General features: G+C 69.9%; 1 protein-coding gene. It reads right to left on the bottom strand.

The annotated features are described in order from the left end of the window. Positions 1-121 precede the first annotated feature (121 nt). On the bottom strand, positions 122-25,702 hold the full coding sequence (locus tag KO481_RS41635) for a WXG100-like domain-containing protein (RefSeq protein WP_443678008.1): 25,581 nt from the start codon (positions 25,700-25,702) through the stop codon (positions 122-124). Between the last annotated feature and the right edge of the window lie 18 nt (positions 25,703-25,720).

Genomic DNA, 25,720 nt, shown 5'->3' on the forward strand with positions numbered 1-25,720 from the left:
CTGCCTCATCGCCGGCAACGGCAATCTTGCCGCGTGCGCCGCCGTCACGCCATACAACGGTATCGCCTCTCGGCGTCGACGAGGAAGTAACTGGGTGTCGTTGTCTCATTGACAGTCTCCATCAGCGGAAGATTCCGGCCCGGCGCCGCTCATCGGCCAGCAGATCACGCAACCACAGCCCGAAATCGAATTCGGCGGGCAGTCGACGATAACTGGTCTCGAATGCGCAGACTCCATTCCAGCCGACCTGGAATCTGACGTGACCCACATCCGGGTTACCCCAATAGATTCCGGCCGAGCCGCCGTCCAGATCGAACAGCCGGTCCCGCACGCGCAGCACCAGCCTGCCCCGGTCCCGGTAACACGCCACCGGCAAATCGCCTACGGTGCCGTAGAACCCGCTTGTCGGGCCGATGGGCCCGCGCGGTGTCAGGACCGCGCCGGTCGCCGGGTCCAGCATCGCGGTGCCGCCCGCGCCGTCGAACGACTGCAGGAAGACCGGTGCGGGAGCCTGTGGTTGCTCCGGTGCGTAGTATCGGCGCCCCTGAGCGTGCTGGGCGGCGGGCCGTGCCTGTTGCACGGGCATGGGCGGGGACATTCCCGGGGATTGGGGCATGCCCTGCTGCGCTGCGGATGTTCCCGGATCCTGTTGTGATGGTTGATTATTCGGGTCCTGCTGGGCGCCCTGCCACGAGCTGTCGCCGCCCTGGTTCCAGTGGCCGCCGTTCGGTGCGGGGCTGTACTGCGGGGAGTTGTACCCCGGGAGGCCTTGGCGCGGAGCACCGTTCGGTGGTGCGACACCGTTGGGCGGCTGGTTGTACTGCGGGGCTTGGTCATTGGTTCCGCTGTTCGGCCACTGCTGGTTGCCTGGTATACCGTTGCCCGGCTCGCCATTGCCAGACTGCCCGTAGCCTGGCAGGCCACTGCCCGGCTGGTCATAGCCTGGCAGGCTGTTGCCCGACTGGCCATTCCACTGCTGGTCATTTCCCGGGATACCGTTGCCCGACTGGCCGTTCCACGACTGACCACTACCTGGCTGACCGTTCCACGGCTCACCACTGCCTGGCTCACCGTTGCCCGGCTGGCCATTCCACTGATCGCCGCTACCCGACTGCGCCTGACCCAGCCGGCCCAGTTGTTCGACACCGTTCAGCACCTCCGACGGGATCGAGCCGAGCGCCTGTGCGAGCCCGGACAGGTCCGGGCCGGTCGTGCCCTGGCCGGTCGAGGACGAACCACCGCTCGGCACAACGCCGTTCGGCGAGCCCGACGGACCGGATGCGGCCACCGAGGCACCCTGTGTGGGGGTTCCACTCAGGCCCTGCAATCCGCCGGTACCGCCCGACAAGCCGAGCCCCGACAGCCCACCGGTCGGCGATCCGCCGGTTCCCATGGCACCGAATGACTGTGCGCCACCGTAATTCACCGCGCCACCGGACTGCGCAGGGCCATTCGGACCACCCGGATACCCGGAACCGCTCGTCCCCTCGGAGCCTGGCCCCCCGGGCCCGCCGGGTGCCTGCAGCTGCGGCGGTGGCGGCATGGTGAGGGACGGCCCCCGCACGGGACCATTGGGCAACTGCACCTGCGGACCGGGCGGCGGCAGATGCGGCATCCGCGCCATGTGCTCCTGCGGCGGGTGCGCCCCGGGCACGGTCCCCGGCTCGAACGCGGGACGAAGCGCAACAACACCGCTCGCACCGGCCTCACCACTCGACTTCCCGGAACCCTCACCCGACCCCGAACCCTGCTGCCCGGACTTCGAATTCGATCCTTCGTCCTTCGCCTCGCTGCCCTTACCCGTCGAATCCGGCGCGGGCTGGGACGTCTTGCCGTTCGCGCCGTCGCTGGACGAATCCGGCCCGAGCTGCGACGACTTGCCCTGCGCGCCCTTACCCGTCGAATCCGGCGCGGGCTGAGACGATTTACCATCCGCGCCCTCGTTGGACGAATCCGGCCCGAGCTGCGACGACTTGCCCTGCGCGCCCTTACCCGTCGAATCCGGCGCGGGCTGGGACGTCTTACCGTTCGCGCCCTCGCTGGACGAATCCGGCCCGAGCTGCGACGACTTGCCCTGCGCGCCCTTGCCGGTCGGATCAGGTGCAGGCTGCGGCGATTTGCCCTCGGCACCGTTACCGTTCGAATCCGGTCCGGGCTGGGACGATTTGCCCTTCGCACCCTCACTCGTCGAATCAGGTTCGGACTGCGGCGACTTGCCCTTGTCACCCTCACCCGTCAAACCCGGCCCAGGCTGCGACGACTTGCCCTGCGCGCCCTTGCCCGTCGAATCCGAGCCAGGCTGAGACGATTTGCCCTTCGCACCCTCACTCGTCGAATCCGGACCAGGCTGAGGCGATTTGCCCTTGGGAGGGTTACCTGTCGAACCCGGTCCGGGCTGCGGCACCTCGCCCTTCGCACCGTTACCCGTCGAATCAGGTTCGGACTGCGGCGATTTGCCCTCGGCACCGTTACCCGTCGAATCCGGCCCGGGCTGCGACGGCTTGCCCTTGTCGCCCTCACCCGACGAACCCGGCCCAGGCTGCGACGGCTTGCCCTTGTCGCCCTCACCCGACGAACCCGGCCCAGGCTGCGACGGCTTGCCCTTGTCGCCCTCACCCGACGAACCCGGCCCAGGCTGCGACGGCTTGCCCTTGGGAGGGTTACCTGTCGAACCCGGCCCGGACTGCGGCGACTTACCCTTCGCACCGCCACCGGTCGAACCCGGCCCAGGCTTCGACGGCTTGCCCTTGTCGCCCTCACCCGACGAATCCGGACCGGGCTGTGAGGCTTTGCCCTTGGGGCCGTTACCCGGAGCGGGTTGCTTCTTGGTGGGCGGCGCGGGCGGATCGCCGTGATCGTCGCCGGAATCGCTGCCGTCCGAGGACTTCCGGACGACCCCGCCGCCGCCCGGCTTGCTGAAACGGGCCGTTACGCCGTTCGTTTCGCCGACCGGCAGCGCCGGATCGTCGGGGTGGACCGTCACCTCGGTGAAGCCGAGTTCGCCCGCCAGGCGTCCCAGGACGGTGTGGCGGGCGGCGTCCTCCGGGCTCATCCGACCGTCCCGGATCGCGTTCGTGAAGGCGGTCAACTCGTCGGAGAAGCCGTCCCCGCCATGCCACGACGCCTCGATGTGCCGCACGCGATCGCCGAGCGCGTCCATCGTGTCGCGGAACATGGTCTCGGCATCGGGTGTGCGCGGGCCGACGGTGATCTCGGCGCGGAGCACCCCGTCGTGATCGACCGTGGCGCGCACGCCGTACGCGACATCGGGGCTGTAGTGGCGGGTGTAGGTCAGCCCGTGCGCGCCCTGCGTGATGATCGCCAGACCCGCCTCGCGCACCGCGGCGTCGTGTGCGGCCTCGGCGGCGTGCTCGGCCTCCCGCGCCTGCCGCAGTTCCTCGGCGACGCGTCCGGCCTCGGCCTTGGCCGCTGCGTACCGCTCGGCCGCCTGCCCCAGCGCCTCGGCGGCCTTCTGGCGCGGGTCGGTCTGTCCGGCCACCCGGGTGCGCTGCGCGGCATCCTGGGCCCGCCCGACCATCTCCGGATCGTCCAGCCGCCCCAGCTCATCCGAGGTGATCGGCAGCGCGCGCAGGGCGCGAGTACGGGCCGTCTCGCCCGCGCGACGTGCCGCCTCGAGCAGCTGCCGCCGGTGTGTCAGTTCGGATTCCAGGCGCTGACGCGTCTCGCGTGCGGTCCGCAGCACCTGCTCGGTGCCCTCGGGACCGGACGGCAGCGCCGGATGTTGTTGGGCGGGTTCGAGTTCCGGGCGCTGGTCGATGCCCGACAGCAGCGAGTCCCGCGCGGCCGCGGCGACCGCGTGCTGCGCATCGAGCTCGGCGTGCAACCGGGCCAGCTCCCCGCCCTGCTCGCGGGCCCGGACCAGTTCCTGCTCCAGGCTCACGACCACGCGCCGGGCCCGCAAGTGTTCCAGGGCGGCATCGGCGAACGCGCCCACCCGCCGGTGGTGGGCGTCGACGGGCTCATGCGGGGGCCGCGGCGGCGGGTCCGCCCGCAGCCGATCGGCCAGCGCCCGGACGTGGCCCTCTTCGGTCAGCCCGTCCAGGGTCGCGTGATCGATGCCCAGGGCCGCGGCCGCCTCGGCGCGGGCCTGCTCGGCGCCGCGCAGCAGCGCCTTGTGTTGCGCCAGTTCGGATTCCAGTCGATCCTGCAGCTCCCGCAGCAGGCCGCGGGCGTGCTGATAGGCCAGGGCCGACGTCGCGGGATCGGCCTCCTGCGCCCGCTGCGCCTGCTCGGTCAGCTCCCGGATCTGCTGCCGCAGACCGGGCAACAGCTCGGCCTCGGCCCGTGCCGCGGCGAGCCGGCGCTGCTCCATGGCGGCGCGAACCTCGGCGTTCTGCAGGCCGCGCTCGTGCGCGCCGAGCCGGTCGTTGGCCTGCTGCAGCTCTTGCTCGCGGTCCCCGACGACCGCCTGCGCCTGATCCAGCTGCCGCTGCACCCGCATCATGTCGCGGCGCAGCCGCACCACCTCGCGGGCCGCGTCCGCGAACCGCTGGATCGCCGCCCGGTCGGGCGCGTCCGGCGCACCGCTATCGGCCCGCCGATTCAGCTCGTCGACCAGGGCATCGACCCGCTTACGCTTGGTCAGGCCCGCAAGGGTTTCCGGCTCCAGCCCCAGTTCCGCACCGGCCTCATCGCGCCGAATCGTGGCCTGCTGCACCAGATCCTGCTGATGATCGAGGTTCTCCTGCTGCACGTCGCGGGCTTCGAGCGCCTCCTGCAACGCCCGCTGGTGCGGCTCGAGCGCCTGTTCCCTCGGCCCCTCCACCAGCTCCGTGCGCAGCTCCGCGCGACCCGCCGCGGTCAGCTCGGACCGCGCGAGGACACCCTCCACCGCGGCGAGATGGTCGTCGGCCGCCTCGAATTCGCGCACCGCCCGCTCGAGCGCGTTCACCTGCTCACGGCCCTGCGCGTCGGATTGCCGCGCCCGCAGGCCGTCGAAGTAGTCCCGCCCCTTGCCGATCGCCTCCACCGGATCGGCCAGCCCGACGGCCCGTGCGGGGGCGTCCAGCGCCTTCGAGGCCCGCGACAGCCTCGCTTCGGCGTCCGGTAGTGCCAGCCGGCTCCGATCGCGCGGCAGGAAGGTCTCCAGCGGATCCAGTCCGGTGTGCAGCCGGGACGGCATCTCGGCCCCGCGAGTGGCGTGGGCCAGGCGCGCGGCGGCCTCGTTACGCTCGACGATCGCCGCCTCGAGCGCCTTCACCCGGGCCGCACCCGCCGCGTCGGCGTGCTGCGCCTTCAGCGCATCCACGTACTCCTGCAACGCATTCCGCTTCAGCACTTCGCGGACCTCGTCCGGCTCCGCGCCCGCCGTGCGCGCCGCGTCGTCCAGCGCCCTCCCTGCGACCTTGGCCTGCTCGGTGGCGGTGGGGCCCTCCGCCTTCTCCGCCGTGCGGTACTCCGCGATCGCCTGCCCGAGCTCGTCGACCCGATCCAGGCCCGCGCGCCCGGTCTGCCGCTCCCGCAGCGCATTCAGGAAGTCCTGGGCCGGATCGTGGGCCAGCGCGTCCAGCACCTCCTGCGGATCGCGGCCCAGCGCCCGGGCGGCCGCGTCCAGCACCACCGAGGCGCGCTCGAGCCGCTCGGTGGCGCGCAGGCCCTCCAAGAGTTCCGCGAGATCCGAGCGATAGCCGATCCGGGCCCGCCAGTCCGACATCTCCGGACGATGCGTATCCCAGTCGAACTCGTCGGCGGCGGCGGTGGCGTTCGCGGCGTACCAGGTGCGCTGCGGATTGTCCTTGCTGTATACGGCCTCGGCGAGGGCATCGTGCAGCAGGAGCACATCGGCGGTCAGCGGATTGCGCAGGCGCGGAATCGTGTTGTCGACCAAGGGTTTCACGTCGATGAGCCGGTTGATCGCCTCGGCGACATCGGCGAGCTGATCCATGCGCCGCGAGATCAGCCGACCGTCGGGGTCGAGGTGATCGTGCACCCAGTGCTCGTTGTACAGCAGATGCTTGATCGCCATCTCGACCTGCTCGCGGGTCAGGTCCAGCGCGGGCGTCTTGGAGATGCCGACCACGTCGTCCTCGCGCGCGAAGTCCTCGCGCATCTCCTTGGCGATGCCCTCGGCGGCCCGGTTGATCACCTCATCGGTGATCTTCCCGGACTCCCCGTCGCGCACCAGCTGCCGGTACACCGAGTCGACGAGGGCGCGGATCTCGCCCCGGTCCTCGCTCTGGAACGCGTCGGACATCCGCTTGAACCGCGAGACGCCGGCCTTGGAACCCTCGCCGAACATCCGCTCGCCGTGGTCGGCGACCTTCTGCTCGCCGATCTCGCGGAGTTGCTCGGTGGTCAGTTTGCCCTGCTCCGACTTGCCCAGGTTCGAATCGGCCAGGCTCTTCAGGTATTTGTCGATCCGTCCCTTCAGTTCCGCGGCATATTCCGCGCTGGTGCGATCACCGATGAGCAGATGCTCCAGGGTCGCCTTCACCTGATCGCGGGTCAGCGTCTCGTTGTGGCCCAGCTTCTGCCCGGTCATACGCTCGTGGACAGCGGCGAGCGTCTCGTCCGTCTCGGCGACCTTGGTGGAGTGCGCGCGCGAGAAAATGCGCTCGAATCGCGGCTTCCCCTCGTCCGCGGGGGCGGTGAGATCGCCGAGCGTCTTCGGTATCGGGTTCTTGAGCTTTCGAACATCTTCATCCCGCAGCCCGGCCAGGAGCTTGTCGATGCTCTTGGGCAGCTTCTGCTCGAATTCGGGATGCTCCCGATCGGCCTTCGGGATGCCGTCGATCAATTCCTGACGAATCCGCGCCACGAGGGCCCGGGCGGCCAGCACCCGTTCGTTCTGGGCATGCTGTTTCAGCCCCTCCATGATCTTGTCGACCAGCTGCGGGTCCGCGCGGAACATTTCGTAGTTCCGGTCGGTCCACGACAGCAGCCGCCACTGATCGGTGATCGGGTCGCCGCCGACGAAATCGCTGCTCATGTGCGGAGTCAGCACCTCGACGATCCGGTCGACGACCGCGCGTGGCGCCCATCCGCCGGATTTATAGTCGATCAGAATCTTCTGCAGATCCGTCAGCGTCTTCCGGACGATCTCCGGATTCCCGTCGCGGAATGCGGGCCCGAATTCCTTTACCCCGGACTCGATATGGTGGCCGAGTGCGTCCACCAGGTCCGGGCGACCCGAGGAATAGATCTTCACCATCTCGGTCTGGAATTTCGTCACGACGTCGCGCGCAGCGAGCGCCTGCATCCGATGCCGGAATTCCTCCGGTGACAGATTGCGCAGCTGCTCGTACAGGTCCTGGACGTGCGCGGGCCATTCCTCACGCTGCGGATCGAGCGAATTCTCCCCGACGTGGCGTTCCGGGAACGGCGGCTGCGGATCCCATTCCGTCCCGCGGTGCCAGGCGTATCCGGCCAGGATGGTCGAGAACGGCGGCTTGCGCATGAGCCAGGGACGTTCCTTGATCCAGTCCCCGATCTCCGGATGGTTGTGGATGTACTCCTTCGCCAGCGGATGCTTCAACGCCATGATTATGTTGCGGAGCTGGCGCTGATAGAAGTTGAATTCACCGAATCCGGTGGCGATGTCCGGGGTGTACAAGTCGTGCGCGGGGATGTCACCGGTGAAATACGCATTGCCGGGGCCGACGAGGAACATGTTGAACTGGAACATATCCTTCGGATATTCGCCGGCCGGAATGTGCGAGAACGGCAACCCGAGCTGGTTGATGAAGTGCCCCAGACCGCCGAACCAGTCCGGGTCGCCCGGACGGTACGCCTCGAGCTTGTGCGTGTCGTCACTGCGCCGCCAGTGCGCCATGTCCGGATCGATCGAATGCCACTGTCCCCGGCTGTCGCGCCATTGACCAAGGTGCACACCGGCATTGCCGCGGTCGGGGCCGCTGTCGAAGTAGCGGCGATCGGCGCTGCCCGGGCCGTCCAGCGACTCGACGTGCACCCGCGCCGGACCGGCGACCATCTGCCGGTATTCGATGGTCGGATTCTCGAGCATGGCCCGGGCGACCCGCGGGTTCGTCTCGATCGCGCGCTGCAGCGCCTTGTCGAATTCGGCGCGACTGCCCTCGTGGTCCAGCCGCGGCCCCAGCACGATGACCCGCGGCGGCAACACCGGTCCCTCCGCGCCGGGTTCGGACGAACGGCCCTCGACGACCACGACGTGATCGGTCGTCTTCGCGAGGCCCTCGTCGGACAGCACGCTGTCCCACCCCCCGGTCAGGCGCGCCGCCTCGTCGTCGAGCCGTCCCAGGTAATTCTCGATGGGCCGCAACGCATTCGCGGTCTTGTGCAGCTCGTCGAGCATGCTGCGCACGTACTCCCCGGTGCCGTCGTTGCGGGCGGCCGCCTCCGCACGATGCGCGGCCAGCACCTCCCGCAGGGTGTCGGCATTCGCATGCGCCTGCGCATCGGAGATGTCGACGCCGTTGCGCCGCAACCGATCCAGCACATCGGACAGCCGCGCACGAAGCTCGCTGGCGTTGGTCCGCAACTCGTCGCCGTTGCGCTCCAGCTGATCCAGCAGGCGCAACACCTCCGGCCCGCTGCCGTCGGTCCGCAGGGTGACCACTCTGCGATGCGCATCCAGTATTGCGCGCAGGGCGCCGGGATCGCCGTTCAGCTCCACATCGGTGATCTTGATGCCGTTGCGCCGCAACTGATCCAGCAGCACGACCCGGCCCGCATCCGGGCTCTCCAGCAGCTTGGCGCGCTCGGCATCCAGGCGCAGCAGGTCCCGGGCCACATCCGCGGGCCGGGGGACGCCGTTGCCGACGCCGTCGGTCGCCAACTCCTGCAACCGTTCCTCGAGGATCCCCTTCTCCGCCCCGATGTTGTCGATGGTGGTGACCAGCTCCATCAGCTTGCGAATCTGCAAGCGCCGCTGCGCGATCTCGCCGGGCGAGGCCGGGCGGTGCTCGACCGTGCCCGGATTGTCGATGGTGGCGGGCACGACGATCCGGCGATCCTGCGCCTCGCGCAGCCGCGCCAGCACGGCCTGCTCGTAGTCGCTACCCGTGTGGTCGTGCACGTGGACCTTGTCCGCGAGCTCCTTCAGCTGCTCCTGCGCAGCCTGCTGTCGCTTGCTCAGGTCCTTCCAGCGCTCGACGAGCCGATCGTGCTCGGACTGCACGGACGGGTCCCTCTTGAGGGCCTCCACCTCGCGGTCCAGCGAGGCGATGCGCTGATCGTGCAGCGCGATCTCGCGGCGCGCGTTGATCAGCTGCGGGACGGCATCGAGCTCGTCGTAGTGCTGCAGCCCGGCCCGTTCCCGGACCTCCTGCAGTGCCGCGCCGAAGTTCTCGTCTCGTAGCGCCCGCCAGTTGCCCGTGTCGGGAATGCCCAGCTCGGCCGCCAGCGCGTTGCGCTGTTCGAGCCAGCTGGCGCGGGCCTCCTCGAGCGCCTCGCGGCGCCCGTGCAGCGCATGCAGCCGGGCGCGCGCGGGATCGTTCGCGTGTGGATCGTTGGGATCGATCGGATCCGGCTGTCCGCCGGCGGAATCCGGGTGCTCCTCGCGCTGCACGGCCAGGTTGCCGTGGTCGTCGGGGACGATGCGCAGCACCACCACCCGCGCGGGATCCTCGGCCAGCTCACCGATTTCGGGGTAGTGCTCGGCGGCGCGATCGAGAACATCGGCGGCGGACGCGGAGTCGTCCCAGAGCACCACGACCACCCGGCGGCTCGGGCCGTCGATGACGCCGATGTGTGGCTGACCGGGCACCGCGGTCGCGTTGACCGTCCGCAGCGCGGTCTGTTCGGCCACCGCCTGCATGTGGGTGAAGGCCGTCGCCTCGTGCTGGGCCGCGGCGCTGTAGGCGCGGAACGCATCCTCGAGCTCCTTGTACGCGTCTTTGCGGGCCTGGTTGTGGCCCTCCTGCACGGTGTCGCCCCGCACGGTCGTCGTCGTCTGGCCCCGTAGCTGCGCGATCGCGAGCTTCCCGCGCTGCGGATCGCTCATCTCGTTCCAGTCGACCCCGGACGTGTGCCGCTCGCCGCGCGCGTTCGCCGCGGCCTCGAGCCGGTTGACCTTGGCGATGGCGTCACGCAGCGGCCGCTCGGCCTCCACGCGCGGGCGCACGGCATCGGCGGCGGCCTGCTGGGCCTCGATCAGCCGCTGCGCGCGCTGCTCGTCCTGGCGCGTCCGCGTGGCGTCCACGCGGCGTTCCTTCGAGGACTCGACGGCGGTGGCGCTCGTGACTACCCGGCCCTTCTCGTCCAGGTGCACGTTCTCGGTGATGTATCCGTGGGGCCGCGCCACCGACGACGGCGGATCTCCGTGCAGCACAGCATGAATCAGGTCGGTGAGCGGTCCCTCGACGGTGTCACCGGTGCCCCGCCGGGCCAGGCGTCCCAGCGCGGCGGCGATCTTGCGCGGGCTGGGTCCGAGGTTCTGGTACTCGAACTCGGTGGCCCGTCCGTACCGGATGCTGGCCGCCGACGCGGACCGCTGGATCTTGCCCCCGACCCGCACCGGGCGCATCTTGTACCGGATACCGGTCATATCCAGCGCCTGCAACAGGCGGGAGCGCGCCGTGGCGACGGCGATGCTATCCCCGTGCGTGCCGTGGTCCGTGCTGGCGAGCAGGGCGGCGACCAGCGCGCGCCGCTGCCCTCGGGTCAGTCCGGGTCCGAGCAGCAGGCGGGTCAGATTCTCCTCGGTGAGCGGGAAATTCCCGGCCGCCTTGGTAAAGGCCGCGCGCAACAGTTCGTCGGTCTCGTTGCCGCCGGTGTGCGCGAGGTCCGTGCCCGGGTCCGGCGAATGCTGCTGGGAACCGGTCGATTCCGACCCTGTCGTACCGCCGGAGCCGTTGTCGCCCTCGCCCTCCTCGCCGGTTCCCTCCTCGTACCGGCGCACCGCCTCGGCGACCTCTGCCTGGCCGCGCGCCGCGCGCTCGGCCATGTCCGCCATCCGCCGCAGTGCCTCGTCGTCGGGGTTCGCGTCCGACTCGCGCCGCAGATCCGCTGCCCACCTGGCGGTTTCCCGGGCCTCCCGGGCTACTCGGTCGGCCTCGGTCTCCGGGCCCGACAACTGCCGCAGCCAGTCGGTCAGCCCGCGATGCTGGTCGGCGGTCCACTCGGCCTGCTCGGCGAGCTGGCGCTTGAGCCAGTCGTCCGGATCGGCATCAGATTCCCGGCGCGCCTGTTCGGCACGCACGCCCGCGTCGTGCGCGAGCTGTTCGGCCCGGTCGAGTTGCTCGGCCCGCTGTTCCTCGGGCGTCTGGGACATGTGGCGCGCCCAGTCGGCGTACTCGGTGTTGTTGCGCGCCAGCCACTCCGCCGTCTCCGCCCTGCCCTGTTTGCGCCAGTCGCCGGGGTCGGCGTCGGCCTCGCGACGCAGCTGCTCGGCGTGCTCCCGCGCCTCGCGGGCCGCACGTTCGATCGGACTCTCGGACTCGCCCTCGCCGCCGTCCGGTGGTTCCCGCGTGGCACCGACGCCCACCCGGTCCGGATCGTCCAGGTGCTCGATCGCGCGGTGGGTCATGGCCGCGCGCAGGTTTTCGCTGATCGGATCGACCGCGCGACCGTTGCGGTCGAACAGGATCGCCTTGGTCCGGACGTTGTCCGGCAGGCGCGACAGATCGGTGAATTCCTCGCCGGTGGTGAGATCCCGGACGACGGCGGTGCCGCGATCGTTGATCATCAGGTAGGCGTGGCCACCCACCCCGTACCGGTCAGTGACGCCGTACATGTCGACCAGCAGCGCGGCCGCACCGTGTTTCGCGCCCCGCGCCTGCTCCTCGGGCGTACCGAGCAGCGCGTCGGCGACCTCCTGATGCGATCCGAAGCCCCGCAGCCGGCCACCGGCGCTGGCCTCGATCTCGCCCTCGGTCATGCCCTCCACGCCGATCAGGCGCGAGGGCAACCGGATCCCGGTGGTCTTGTCGGCGAAGTGTCGCAGCAGATCCCGCAGCGCCAGCACCGCGCAGCGCCCGCGACCGGGGCCGATGCCGGCGATCGGGCCGTCCGAGGGGTGCACCGTGACATCGGAATGATCCACCGCCACAGCGGTATCCGCACGCGCACCGTCGCCGAGCGGGCGGGGTTCACCTGCCGCGGGCGATCGGCTCAGGCCCGAATCCTGCTGTGCGGTCCGCTGATCCGTAAACGCGGCCCGCGCATGCTCCTGCGATGGCCGCGGCCCGGAGGTACCGTCCCCGGTGAGCCGTGCCGAGCGCCGCCATGCCTCCCGGTCGTATTCCGGGCCCTGCCGCCGGACCTGCACGGTGCCGTCCGTTCCGGGGTCCACCCGCAACACCACGGCCCGATCGTGCTGGGGACCTACCAGTTCCGCGATCTCCGGATGATCACGGACCGCCTGTTCCACCGCGGCCCGGGCATCCTCGCCGTCGCGCACCACGACGGCGGCCTGCCGCGGCGGCCCCTCGATGATGCCGACCCGGTCGGTACCCTCGAGGGGGGTCGCCCCGGCGACGCGCAGCGCGTGCTGGTCCACGGCGTGATCGAATTGCACGTTCGTGCGCATGGCCTCGGCCACCATGTTGGGCAGATGACGTGCGGCGCGTTCCAATTCGTCGATCGCGTGCAACCGCTCGGCCGCATCCGGAGCGTCCTCCGGGACCCCGTCGCGCAGCCGATCCAGCACGTCCCGCAACTGGTCGGGATGGCCGAGGTCGCCGTCCTCGAACGACACCCCCTCCCGCGTTTCGACCTCCTGCCGCGCCTGCCGCAACCGGGTATCGGCCGCGGCGAGGTTCGCGGCCGCCTCGTGCTGCAGGCGCATCGCATCGCTGAGCCCGGACGGTGCGACCGCGCGCCGGTACTCCTCGATCAGCTCGGCGGCCTTCGCCAAATCCTGGGCCCGGCCGAGGACTTCCTCGCGCAGCTTGGCGTGCAGCTGGGTCAGCTGCTCGGGCGTGAGCCGCTCGTGGTCCTCGATGACGCCGTCACGGAAGGCATCGAAGACGCGCCCGTACTCCTTGGTGCGCTGCTCGAGCTCCTCCTGCAGCTCGGCGACCTTCGCCGCACGCTGAGTCTCATTGAGATGCTTGAACTCTCCGGTCCCCGCGCGGGCCGCGTCGAGGCGCTGGGCACAGTCGATGACGCCCGGGCCGTCGGCGTCCACGCCCTGCAGCCGGGCCCAATCCTTGTCCACCAGACGGAATTCGGCGGGGTCCAGTCCCAGCACGCGATCGGCGAATGTCGACAGATCGCCGCCCGCCACCTCGCGCAGATGGGCCATCGCGGAGTCGTCGTAGGCGCGGGCCTCGCCGTCCACGACGCGCGGGTCCGGACCCGTCCCCTTCCAGACGCCCTCGGACGGGTCCAGGCCGACGAGGGTGCGAGCATATTCGAGGATCGGGTCCTCGAGCTGGGTCTGGCCGTCCTCGCCCTTGCCGACCTTGGCGACGGCGCGGGACAGCTTCTTCGGCGAGAGCTCGGTGTCGTCCGGCACCACCTTGTTCGTGCTCGCATCGTACTTCGGCGGCTGCAGGCCGTCCTCGGCCAGTCGCAGCCGGCGCGCGAGCCGATCGCGCGCGGTATCCACGGCCTCGGGGTCTATCTTGCGCAGCTCACCCGCGTACTTGGCGAGCGCGTCGCTCAGGCGCCTGCGGTCGGTGCGGCTCGTGTCCGGGTCCGAGAGCCGCTCGGCGATGTGCTCGGCGGTGAGGTCCTGCGGATGCACACCCAGGCGCTTGGATACCATCGCCCGCGCGTCGGCGGCGTGGTTGAACTGCTCGACGTCGTGCGCGCCGCTCACGTAGTCGACCAGCGCCTCGATGCGCGCGGCCCGCAGGGCATTTCGCAGCCGCAGCTCCGCGATCACCGCCTCCGAGCCGGGCTCGACGAGGTCGTTGACGTTCAGACCCGCACGCCGGGCCAGATCCTCGAGATCCTCCTCGATCTCGGTGCGAGATCGAGGCGGGCCCGAATCAGCCGGGCTCGCAGGCGGTTCCGGCGCGCTCTCGATCCGTACCTCGTGCCAGGGCTCGTCGTCGTATCGGACCAGCGTGGTCGGCACGCCGTGCCCGCCGACCTCCGGCTCGACGTGCATCACGTCGGGCGATTCGAGCCGGAAGATCCGGACGGTGCCGTCGCTGTGCACCCGGCCCAGCCGGAATTCGGTCCGCAGGCCGCCGCTGTTGACCTCCTCGGCGAGCGCGGGATCGCGGGCCAGCGCCCCGGCCAGCACCTGCTCGTGGTCCAGCTCGGACCGCAGCACCACCAGATGTGGTGGCTCCCCGTCGATTCGCCACACGCCATCGGTGATCCTGGTGCCGCGCAAGGCATCACCGAGCATGACCCGTTCGGCCTCGCCGACCAGATCGCCGGTGGTGCGCTCGTATTCGTCGTTCACCCGGCGGTAATCGGTTGCCAGCGACCGCATCCGGTCGACGGCCTCCCGATCGGTCGCGACGGTGCCGTACAGGTCCCGCACCGTCGAGGCGAGCCGCGCGGGGTCCACCTCGGGATAGTCGGGCGCGAGCATCAGCTGCCAGTCTGCGACCTGGGAGCGAATCTGCTCCCGCGACAACGCATCCTCGAAGTAGTCGCGCAGCCCGCTCTCGATCAGCCTGCCGTGCTCGTCGAACAGCTCACTCGCGGTGGGCGGGGGCGGCGAGGACTTCGCGTTGATCGGCGTGTAGCCCTGCAGGCCCATGCCTTTGCCCTCGGCCAGCCTCTTGTCGACCGCGAAGCGGTGGATGGGGTCGTCGTCGAGCTGGTTGATGCCCTTGCTGAAGGGCACCTCCACATCCACCGCGTTGTACAGGCGGGCAGCCTCGAGCCAGGCCACGACAGCCGCGCCGCGCCTGCCGACCAGATATTCGAGCTGGTCGGCGACGTGCTGCACGGACTCCGGGGTGAGATTGGCCGGATCCAGCTCGATGCCGTGCTCGTGCGCGAGCGCGACGATCTGCTCGCCCAGCTCGAGTCGCTGCGCCCGCAGGTCCTCGACGTGTGCGAACTCCTGCTCCAGCCCCGCTCGGTCGTGCGGCTGGTACGAGAGTTCGGGGTCCTGGTGACGACCCGGCGCCTGCGCGGGGGTCTGCTCGGACTCGGTCGACGCCGGCGGGGCCTCCCGGATCGGCTCGGCCGTCGCGTTGAACGCCGCCCGCTGTTCCGCGGTGAACCCCTCCTGCGCAAGCAGTTCCGAATCGGCCTCGTCGATCTCGTAGTCGTAGAGGCTGCCGTCCCGGTTCCGCGCCGGAGGCACCGGATTGTCGTGGTGCGGAGATTCGTTGAACAGGAGTTTGCGGAAGAAGCCCGTGACCTCCTCGCGGCGCGTGGTGAAGAAGGAGTGGAACTCGAGGATGATGGTGCTCGGCAGCTGATCCTTCAGGAAATGCGAGAGATCGCCGACGTGCGCCAGCGCCTGCGACATCCCGTCGTCCACGTGCCGGGCGGGAGCGGGTGCGGGCTCGGGCGTATCCCCGTGGTGCGCCGGTGCTTTCGGCGGCGACACGTCCACCGCAGCCTTGGTACCGGGCGGCAGATTGATCTCCTTGGGCTCGGCCTTGCCGAACCGAACCCGGTTCCACAGCCGCCGCGCCAGCGACTTACCCTGTGGCTCTTCCTCTTTCGGTTCCTCGACCGCGCCGCCGGTCTTCGGGCGTTCGGCGACGACGTACCGCACGCCGCCCTGGCCGTCGGGTTCGGCGCGCAGGTAGATCTTCTCCCCGTCGCGCACGACCACCCGCCAGGTGCCGTTCGGGTCCTCGGGCAGCGGTTCGGAGACGTCGGAGATATCGGTCGCCTCGCGCAGCACGCGGGAACGCAACTCCCGCAACGTCTCCGCGGCGCCCTCGGGGGTGGCGAGTTCCTCCGGGCGGACGTCGAGCAGCCGGGCCCAGCCGTCGCGGATGTCGGTCAGGCGCGCGAATTCGCCGGGATCGGTGACCTTGCTCAGCTGCTCGATGTGCTCGGCCAGCGCCTCGACCGCCCCGGCGCGCAGGCCCGCCCGGTACTTCAGGTACTCGAGGATGCGCTCGCCGGTGTCGTCGGTCAGATGGTTATCGGTCACCCCGAGCCGCGCCAGCGCCTGCGCGCGGGCCTCCTCGAGGGTCAGCGCGCGGGTATCTTCCGGCAGGCCCAGCCGAATCGGGGCCCGCCCGCCGGGCAGCCCGGCGCGCACGCCGGACTCCTCGGGGTCCAGGCTGGTCAGCTCGTCCTCGGACATGGCGCGCGGCGGCAGGCCCCGGGCCACGTCGTCCAGCACGCCGCGGGCGCGGGCGACGTCGGCCAGTTCCGACAGCGCGCGCAACGGATCCGGGTGGTCGCCGAGCACGTCCGTCAGGCCCAGGGCCTCGATCAGCTTGCGCGCGTGCTCGGTTTCGCCGTCCGGCCGCTCGACCCGCGGCTCGTGCACGCGGCCACGGGTCAGGTCGGAGAGGAACTTGCGGACCGCCTCGAACGGGCGCTGGCCGTGCGGGGTCGAATCACCATGGGAGACAAAGTCGGAGAACAGCACCTCGCCCTCGAGCACCGGCTCCGACGTCGGCGGCGCCGGGCTGGTCTGGTGTAGCTCGCCGGGGGGCTGCGGCTGCGTGGTCGGCCCGGTGGTGTCCTCGCCGGTGCTCTCCCCCGCCGAGACCTTGCCGCCCCAACCGGCCACCGCCGCATGGTCGTTCGCGGTCCGCTCGGCCATATCGGCCATCCGGCGCAGGAATGGGTCGCCGGGATCGGCGTCCGACTCCCGGCGCAGGCCCGCCGCCCACTCCGCGGCCTCGCGCGCCCGCCGCTGCGCGCCGGTCTCCGGTTCCGGCGCGGTGTTCCACTCTGCCTGCTTGGCCGCCCAGTCGGCCTGTGCCGCTTGACTCTTCGCGGTGCGCTCGGCCATGTCGGCGATGCGCTGCAGGAGTGGATCGCCCGGGTTAGCGTCGGCGTCGCGCCGGGCCTCCTGCGCCGCCCAGTCGGCCTCCCGGGCCCGGCGCTGCGCGTCCCGCACGTTCAGGAGCGACTCGTCGGTCGCCCCGGCCGCATTGTGCATCGCCGCATGGGCCTTCGCGATCTGCTCGGCGGCATCGGCCACGGTCTGCTTGAGCGGGTCGCCCGGATCCGCGTCGGCCTCCTGGCGCAGCCGCGCGGCCCAGTCCGCCGTCTGCCGGACGGCCTCGTCGTCGGAGGGCTCCTCTTCGTGCTCACCGGCGGGTGGACCGTTCGCCGTGCCGACGCCCTCCCACGCGCTGGTGCCCCGGGCGTCGATGGCCTCGTCCAGCAGCTCGTCCCGGGTCTGCTCGTCGAGCTTGTCGACCGGCTCACCGGTGCGGTCGAAGATGATGGCCTCGGTGTCGTGAATGCCGGCGGGCAGCCGGGACAGGTCGTCGTACACCTCGCCGGTGGACAGGTCGTGCACCCAGACGTGGTCGTTGTCGTTGACCATGAGCAGCGCGTGACTGCCGACGCCGTAGTCGTCGGCCGGGCCGCGGTAGTTGGCGACCAGCATCGCCGCGGAACCGCTCTGCAGATCCAGCAGTTCGTCGCGGATCTCCGCCGGGGTCAGCTCCACCAGCTCACCGCCGGTGGCGGCCATCAGCTCCGCCTTGTCCATCCCGTCGAACCCGATCAGGCGCTCGGGCAGGCGAATTCCGGTGCGCTCACCGAAGCGCCGCAGCAGCGCGCGCAGGGTCAGCTCGCCGCAACGGCCGCGGTTCGGGTCGTCCGGCGCGTGATGATTCGACGGGTCGGCGGCCGACTCCGGATTGTGTTCCACCGCACCGTGTTCAGGGCCCGTCGCCGTGTCGGTGTGGGGGTCGAGCATGCGCAACGTGACGTCATCGCCGCCCCCCTCCCGGGTGTGGACCTCGACGACCTCGATCCGTCTGCCGGGGAACCGGTCCATCAGCGCCGCGTCGATCGACCGGCGCACGTTCAGGAATTCCGGATGATCCGCCTGCGGATTATCGAAGATGAGCTGCGCCTGCGCCCTACCGTCGTCGAAATCCCGGTACAGCACAACGGCATCCACCACATGACCGTTGCTCTCGAAGCGAACCATGCCCGAGCGGCCCGCGCTCTCGTCCGGTTCCCAGTTGTAGGTCCGGCTCAGATCGATGCCCACGGACTTGCCCAGCTGAACATGCGTCGGCCCGCGCGCCTCGAGCGAGTTCAGCACCGGCTGGTCCGCCGCACCGGGCTCCGCGTCGCCGCGCGAAATTCCGGTGACCAGCCCGGCCACCGAATCCTCTTGGGGACCAGGAACTTCGACCTGCCGGGGCACGATCTTGCGCGGCAGCGCGGGTTCCTCGGGTCGCCCGGCCGTACCCTCGGCGGGTTCGGCCGGCAGTTCAACGCCCGGTGCGGCCGGCGGCTCGGCGGGCAGTTGCGCGGGGCGGTTCTGACCTGGATCCTCCAGCGGTTCGGCGGCCTCCGGACCGAGTGTGCGATCGAAGAACTCGTCGCCCTCGTCCGTGATATGGATCTCGAGGACCTCGATCTCCCGGTCGGGGAACCGCCCCCGCAACGCCTCGTCGAGCATCCGGCGCACGTTCTGGAACTCGGGATTGTCCACCTGCGGGTGATCGAAGATGACCTGCGCCTTGGCTTGGCCGTCATCGTGATCGCGGTACAGCACAAGGGCATCCACGGCATGGCCGTTGCTCTCGATGCGGACCATGCCCGACCGGCCCGCGCTCTCGTCACCGCTGCCGCCATACGCCTTGCTGACGTCGATGCCCAGGGCCTTGCCCAGATTGATGTGATTGGGCCCGCGCGACTCGGCAGACTCCAGCACCAGCGAAGACTCGCCGTCGGCGCCCAGGCGGCTGCGCGGCGAGATGCCGGTGACAAGACCGGTCACCGAGCCCTCGATGGGCTTCTGGCCGTCGAGCTCCACCTCGACCCGCTGGGGCACGATCCTGTGCGGCAACGCGGGTTCCTCGGGTCGCCCGGTCGTAGCCTCGCCCGGTTCGCCGGGCGGCTCAGCGGGCAGTTGCGCGGGGCGGTTCTGACCCGGATCCTCCAGCGGTTCGGCGGCCTCGGGACCGAGTGTGCGATCGAAGAACTCGTCGCCCCCGTCCCTGGTGTGGATCTCGAGCACCTCGATCTCGCGGCCGGGGAAGCGGTCCATCAGTGCCGCGTCGACCATCCGGCGCACGTTCTGGAACTCGGGATGATCGGCCTGCGGGTGATCGAAGAAGATCTGCGCGTTGACGTTGCCCTTGTCGTAATCGCGGTACAGCACCATGGCATCCACGGCGTGACCGTTGCTCTCGATGCGGACCATGCCCGACCGGCCCGCGGCCGCGTCGCCGCTGCCGCCATACGCCTTGCTGACGTCGATGCCCAGGGCCTTGCCCAGATTGATGTGGTTGGGCCCGCGCGACTCGGCCGATTCGAGCACGAGCGAGGATTCGCCGTCGGCCGCCAGGCGGCTGCGCGGCGAGATGCCGGTGACAAGACCGGTCACCGAGCCCTCGATGGGCTTCTGGCCGTCGAGCTCCACCTCGACCTGCCGGGGAACGAGCTCGCCCGAAATCTGATGCGGCACAGCATCACCGGGTTCACCGGCGAAATCCTGAGCGGGGGTCGAGCCCCAATCGTCGAGATACTGCACCGATCCGTCTTCGGGCAGCGGCGTGTCCGACTGCTTGCCCGCGCCGTCGGACACACCGCGCTGGGAGTCCCAGTTCCGTCCGACCGTGTCACGCGAACCGCCCTGTGCGCCAGGGGATTGCGTATCGGGACCGGCCGCCGGACGCGCGTTCGGATCGACCGTGGGAGACTGGGTGCCGGGCTGCGCCGACCCGTCCGTCCCACCGGGGAGGATGCGGTCGGATTCGCGTGGCCACAGCCCCCGAATCGGCCGGTTACGGCCCAGCAGGATGGGCGGGTCGTCCTCGCCCCGCTGCCGGAACGGCTGCTCGTCGCCGGGCCGGGCCGCGCTGTCGTCGCGGGCGCGCGCCTCGAGCACATCGACGCGATGCATCATCTCCGCGTGCCAGTCGGGGTAGCCCATCGACTCGAACTCCGGGCGCAGCGCACGCACCATCTCCCGCAGGCGCCGTACCTGCGAGACCGTCATCTGGTGGTCCTTGACGGTGCCGTCGGCCTCGGTGTACCGCCCCTGCGCGAATGGGCTTGCGTCCCAGTGGCTGTGATCGTTGCCGAAGGCAGTGTGGTGGTCGATCCAGACGTCGTTGCCCACCATGGCGTACCCCGCACGCCGGCGCAGACCCAAATCGCGCATGTCGGTCAGCATGTCGTGCAGGGCAAGCGCCGCAGGATGATTCGTGGGATGGAACTGGTTCAGCATCCCGGTGGGATTATCGATCTGCCGGGGCATGTAGACCTGGTTGCCGATCGCGACCATCTCCGGCACGTCCAGCCCCAGCATCCGCGCCACCCTGGACGACAGCACCTGGGCGGCGGCCAGGTCCTTTCCGCCCAGCGTCATGCGGATCGCCTTGCTGCCATCCTTGAAGGTGATCCGATCGATCCGCACGCCGCCCTGCGGCTGTCTGGGAGTGATGCGTTCCACCGTCGGATCACCCTCGCGCAGCGCGCTCAGCACGTGCTGGCCGAAGGACTGCTCGCCGTTGGCGTCGTTCCACGCGCGTTCGTAGATGTCCCGGTAGAACTCGCCGTTCTCGAGGTGCCGCTCGACGGTGTCGCGGAGCGCCTGTACGCCGGCCTCGTGCGAGACATGATCCAGGTGCGCCCGAACGGAATTGGGGATGCTCGCGTCGCCGCCGACTCCGAGCCGGTCCGCCTCCGCGTTCCAGCGCCGGTAGAACGCGTCGGTGTACTGGTGCAGGCCCTCGGGTTCCGCCACCGCGACATGGGCATCCGAAAGTTGTATCGCCGAAACGATTTCGGCCGCCAACGCGCGCTGATGTTCCTCGAGCATGTCCTCGACGTAGGACTCCCGGCCCTGCCGGATTCGCTGATCGACCGTGCCCTCCGCGCCGCGGGCCCGGTGCATCTCCGCATGGATCGCCGCGCGCACGAGCGCACCCATGTGCTGCTCGTCGGTCAGGCCCGCATCCAGGACCAGTCGGTTCGCCAGGGGCTCATAGCGCTGCTGCAAGGGATCGTCGGTGTGCTCGATCCGGGTCTGCAAGCCCTTCAGGGTGTTGACGGCCCACTCGCCGACCGGGGTCTTTCCCAGCTTGTCGAGGATTCCGGCCATCCGGGTGTCCGATGCCTGGTCGGCCCAGTCGAACTGTTCGACCTCCGGCTGGTACCTGACGGCCTGGTCGGGATGCTGGGGCACGTCGTACATCACGGTGCCGTCGCGAGCCACCTGGACGGTCGCCCGGATCACTCGATCCGGCGGCAGGCCGTCGACCTCGCGCGCGACGGCGGGATCGCGCAGGACATCGTCGTGCCCGCCCGGAAGGGCCACCACGACGACCTCCCGGTCTGGGCCGGAGGTCACGTATGCCAGATCCGACAGGCGGGTGTTCGGCTCGCCGGGCGCAGTCCGCGCTTCGACCACCGCGGCGGCGGCAAGCCGGTTCAGCGCCTGGATGTCCCGGCCGGCACGCGCGGCGAAATTGCCTCGCCGGTCGACCAGATCCAGCAGATCCCGCAGCTGATGCTGCTGACGGAGCAGTTCCGGGCGCTGATTGGGGGGCGCGGACTGTAGTTTCGCCTCGACGTCGTCGTACTTCTGCAGGATTTGCGCGCGGATGTCGTCCGCGGGTCCGAGGGTGATCCCCTGTGCCGCAATCCTGTCCGTCAGCGCGGTGTGCAGGTCGTCCCGCAGGTTCACATTGTGATTGCGCCGATTCGCCAGGGCGCGTATTTGATCGGCCCGTGCCGTGTTCTTCAGTTGCTCCGGCGAGCCGGGGAGCTTGTCCCTCCCGCCGCCGCGCAGCGGGGTTCCGGCAGCCGCGGCGGCGGCCGCCGCCTTCCTGGCCCGGCGCCAGCCGTCATTGTAGAACTTGCCGTACGACCGCCCGTCCGCCCATGTGAAGTTTTTGACAAAGGCGTGGGCCCTGGCGAATGCCCTGAGATCCGCCTCCTGGGCCGTCGCGCCCTCGGCCAGTGCCTTCGCATGCTCCCTGTCGTAGACGTCCAGCACTGCCCGCTGCCGGGAGACGTGGAATCCCATTGGCTCCAGCTCCTTGACGAGCCGGCCCTGCCGCAGGAAGCAGTTGGTCTCCTCCGCGACGTTGTCGTAGACATACTGCTTGCGCGAGACCGTCAGTGGATCGTTCTGAGCAGTGCCGTTCAGATGGGCCTCGGCGTGAGTCCATTCGTGGACGTAGTACACCGCCTGGTCGAGATGGCGATTCCCGGACGTATACACCGACAGCCGCTGCTGATCGCGACTGAACTCGCCCCCGGGGACACCGCTGTCGGCCCGGTCGGTGAAGCGCTCGCGCACGGGCATCTGCTGCATCGCCGCCAACGCCTGCTGCCCGATCTTGGTGCGCCCCAGCAGTTCCTTGACCTGAGGCTCGACATTGTCCACGACCCGCAGCCCGATCCGCCCCTTTGCCGTCGGGTCGAACACCTTGTGCAGCAGGTCGTTTCGCTCCCCCTCGGTGAGCCGGTCGACCGGACGCCCCTTGGCGTCCATGATGATGACCTTGTGATCGCCCTTCAGCTCGTGCGGTTCGTCCGGCGGGAAGCCGTGTTCCTTGCCTTCGGCCGTGTCCCGGACGACGATATGGCCGCCCTCGTTGACCAGCAGGTAGCCGTGGTCGCCGACGAACATGTTCGCCTTGTTCGCCACGCCCGCATAGGAATCGATGATCGCGGCCGAGGAGCCGGGTCCACGTTTGATGAGCTCGTCGACGACCTTCTGCAGGTCCTTGTACGACTCGACCTTGCCACCCAGCGCGGCGCGCAGCTCGTCGAGCGAGACGCCGTGCTCGTCGATCGCGCGGGCGAACATGCGGATGTCGGCGTCGGGATGCATCCGCTGCAGCTCGCGCACCAACCCGACGGCGCATCGGCCGTTGGGGCTGCCGTCGAACATCCGGAAGTCCTCGATGGGGTCCACGCCCAGGGTGTGCAGCACCTGGCGACCCTCCGGGGTTTCCGAGAGCGCCTCCCGGATCCGTTGCGTCTCTGCGGGATCGGCGTGCTCGGAGAGTCCGTCGACAACCTCTTTGCCCGAGATGCCGTCGGGCAGTAGGTGGTTCATCGCGCCCGCCGACAGGCCCTCGCGCAGCATCTCGCCGGTCAGATCGAACTTCAGGGCGTTCACCTTCGCGGCCCTGGCGTCCGTCTCGCCCGCGGCCAGCATCCACTTGCGTGCCCGGCCGCCGAGGCGCTCGAGCGGAGCGCCCCTCTTGTTCACCAGGATCGCCTGGACGCGGCCCAGTTCGTCCTTGCCGCCGGGCACGAATTCCCGGGGCTCGTCGGTGTCGGAGAAGTGTTCGTAGACCTTCCCGTCGCGGACCTCGAGCAGTCGCATCCGCGCGCCGGCGCCGTACTTGTCGAGTGGGCCGCGCACGGTCTCGACCGCGACCGCCCAGGACCCGTCGCCCATGCCCTTCAGCCGCTTGATCAGACCCGGCTCGCCGTCGTGGAAGTCGTGCAGGGCACCGCCGGTCGCCCCGATGAGCTCCGCGGCGTTCGCGCCCTCCGCACCGACCACGCGGTCCAGGTTGCGCAGGAACTTGCTCTTGGGGAAGGCGGCCTTCAGCTTCTCGAGCGCGACCAGACCGCGCTTTTTGCCCGAATCGCCCGTGCCCGAGTCGTTCTTGTCCGCGCCCTTGCCGCCGGCGTTGTCGTGCGCGTCCGCGCGCGGGCGGGTGCCGTCGCCGGGGGCGCTGTCGCGCGCGGGCCGCGCGGGCTCACCCGGGGTGTGCTGGGCGACGACGACCGGCTCGGGATCCTTCTCGGACTTGTTGCCCTCGGAATTCTGCTCGTGCTCGAAGTCCTTGTCCGGCTGCGGTTTCGGCTCCGCCTGCTGATTCTGCTTGTCGGTCTCGCCGTACTTGTCGAGCGGCTTGTTCGGATCCTCCGAATCATGGTTGACGACAGCGTCTTTCGTGCCCTGATCCGATTCGCGACCGGGAGTCCCGTGCTCGTCGACCTGCTCGCTCTCGGATTTGATTGCGGCGGGCACCTTTTCGGCACCGTCGGCGACCGGAGCGTGGTCGGTGTTGACCGCCTCGTTCTCGTGGTCCACGCCCTGAACCGGCTCGACCTGCTCGTCCACGCCGGCCTGCACGCCGCCGCGCACCTCCTTGCCGGTGGACGTCGCCTGGACACGGTTCGGATCCGCCTGCCCGCGAACGCCGGCGCTGTCCGCGGCGCCCGCGCGGGACGGCGCCGGTTTCTGTCCGCGATTCTCGCCCTGCACACCCGCCTTGGGCGCCTGCGTCTCGGGGGTCTGGCGGACATCGGCGTTCTCGCCGGTCCGGGTGCCCACGGGCAGCTGGCTGCCGCGATCCCCGATCGGGCTGACCGGGTTCTGCTCCACCGGAGCACGGTCGACAGTCGGTGTGGGAGCAGGATTTTCGTTCGTCACCGGCGTGACGGGGCGGCTGGCGTCGAGCACGGGCGCCGGGGTGGGGGTGGGGGTGGTCTCGGTGTCGCCGACATTGTTCCGCTGGCTCGGGACCGACGCCTGATTGGAGGTGTCGCCGGTGGAATCCGTGGCCCCGGCGGGCATCACCCGCTCGCCACCGGGGTTGCTATCCGCCACGTTTGCACGCGGCGCCGTGGTGCCGTCACCCGCCATCTGGGGATCGATCCGCTCGCCGGAGGGGGCCAGGTCGGAGATCCGGGGCAGGTTAGCGGTGCTACCGGTGGAGTCGGACGCGCCTGCCATGCCGCCGCGGCCCCAGGTCGGGGAGTTCGCGAAGTGAGCGTTGATCAGCTCGTGGCCCACACCGGAAACCGCGCCGGTCGCCACGCCGCCGGTCAGCATTCGCGGGTCGAACTGCTGCTTGGCCGAGTCCCACGTGTCGCTCAGGGCGCTGCCCAGGTTGCCGTGGTCGTCGAACATCTTCTGGGTGAACGTCAGCCCCATCCCGCCGATGAAGCCCGTCGCGCCGCCGACGATGCCGCCCATCATGCCGTGCAGGAATCGCTTCAGCAGATTCGACGAGACGTTCTTGAGCAGGCCGTCCAGGGGACCGCTGAGCAGCCCGCCGCCGATACCGCCCGCCGCCGCGGAAAACGCGCTGGTGCCGACCTCCGCCCAGCTGAAGCCCAGCTGCTTGCGGTGCCCCTGGGCAACCTGCAGCGCCTGGATCGCCGCATCCTGCCCCGCGCCGATGAGAGTATTCAGCAGGATGTGCCGGAAGATGAATTTGAGGATCGCGTTCTTCAGGAAGTCTTCGATCATTTTCGCGACATACGCGCGAATTTGCGATATCGCCATTCGAATGCCGACCCGCGTAATCGCGATATCGGCGGCCGATTCCGGCGCCTCGGTGGGCGGAAACAGGGCCGCGAGGGCGAGTTCGACCGCGAGGAGGGCCAGTGAGGACTCCACCATCCACTGGCCCGCTTCGATCTGGTCGGCCGTGCCGTCGACCATCTGACCGACCTGATTGAACATGTAGGCCAGCCGGGCAATGGATTGATTGTTCTCGTCGGTGACCGCGGGTGTGACGCCGTTGGCGGTGCCGTCGCGGAGCTGATCGAAGACCGCGCCCGTCGCGTCGCCGCCGTTACCCAGCGAATAGGCGTTGACCGCGAGGGATTTGGCCCTGTTGATATCGTTCTCGAAGTCGGTCAGCTGGTTTGACGCGTTGTACCACACCTGCGCCAAATCTCGCATCGGCCCAGGATCCCCGTCGGGCCATTCGGAACCCGCCACCCAGCTGAGGGGGCCGCCCAAATCCATCGATGGTCACATCCCTCG

Origin of the sequence: Nocardia albiluteola (assembly GCF_018860155.1) — a bacterium.
In the GTDB taxonomy this organism is placed as follows: domain Bacteria; phylum Actinomycetota; class Actinomycetes; order Mycobacteriales; family Mycobacteriaceae; genus Nocardia; species Nocardia albiluteola.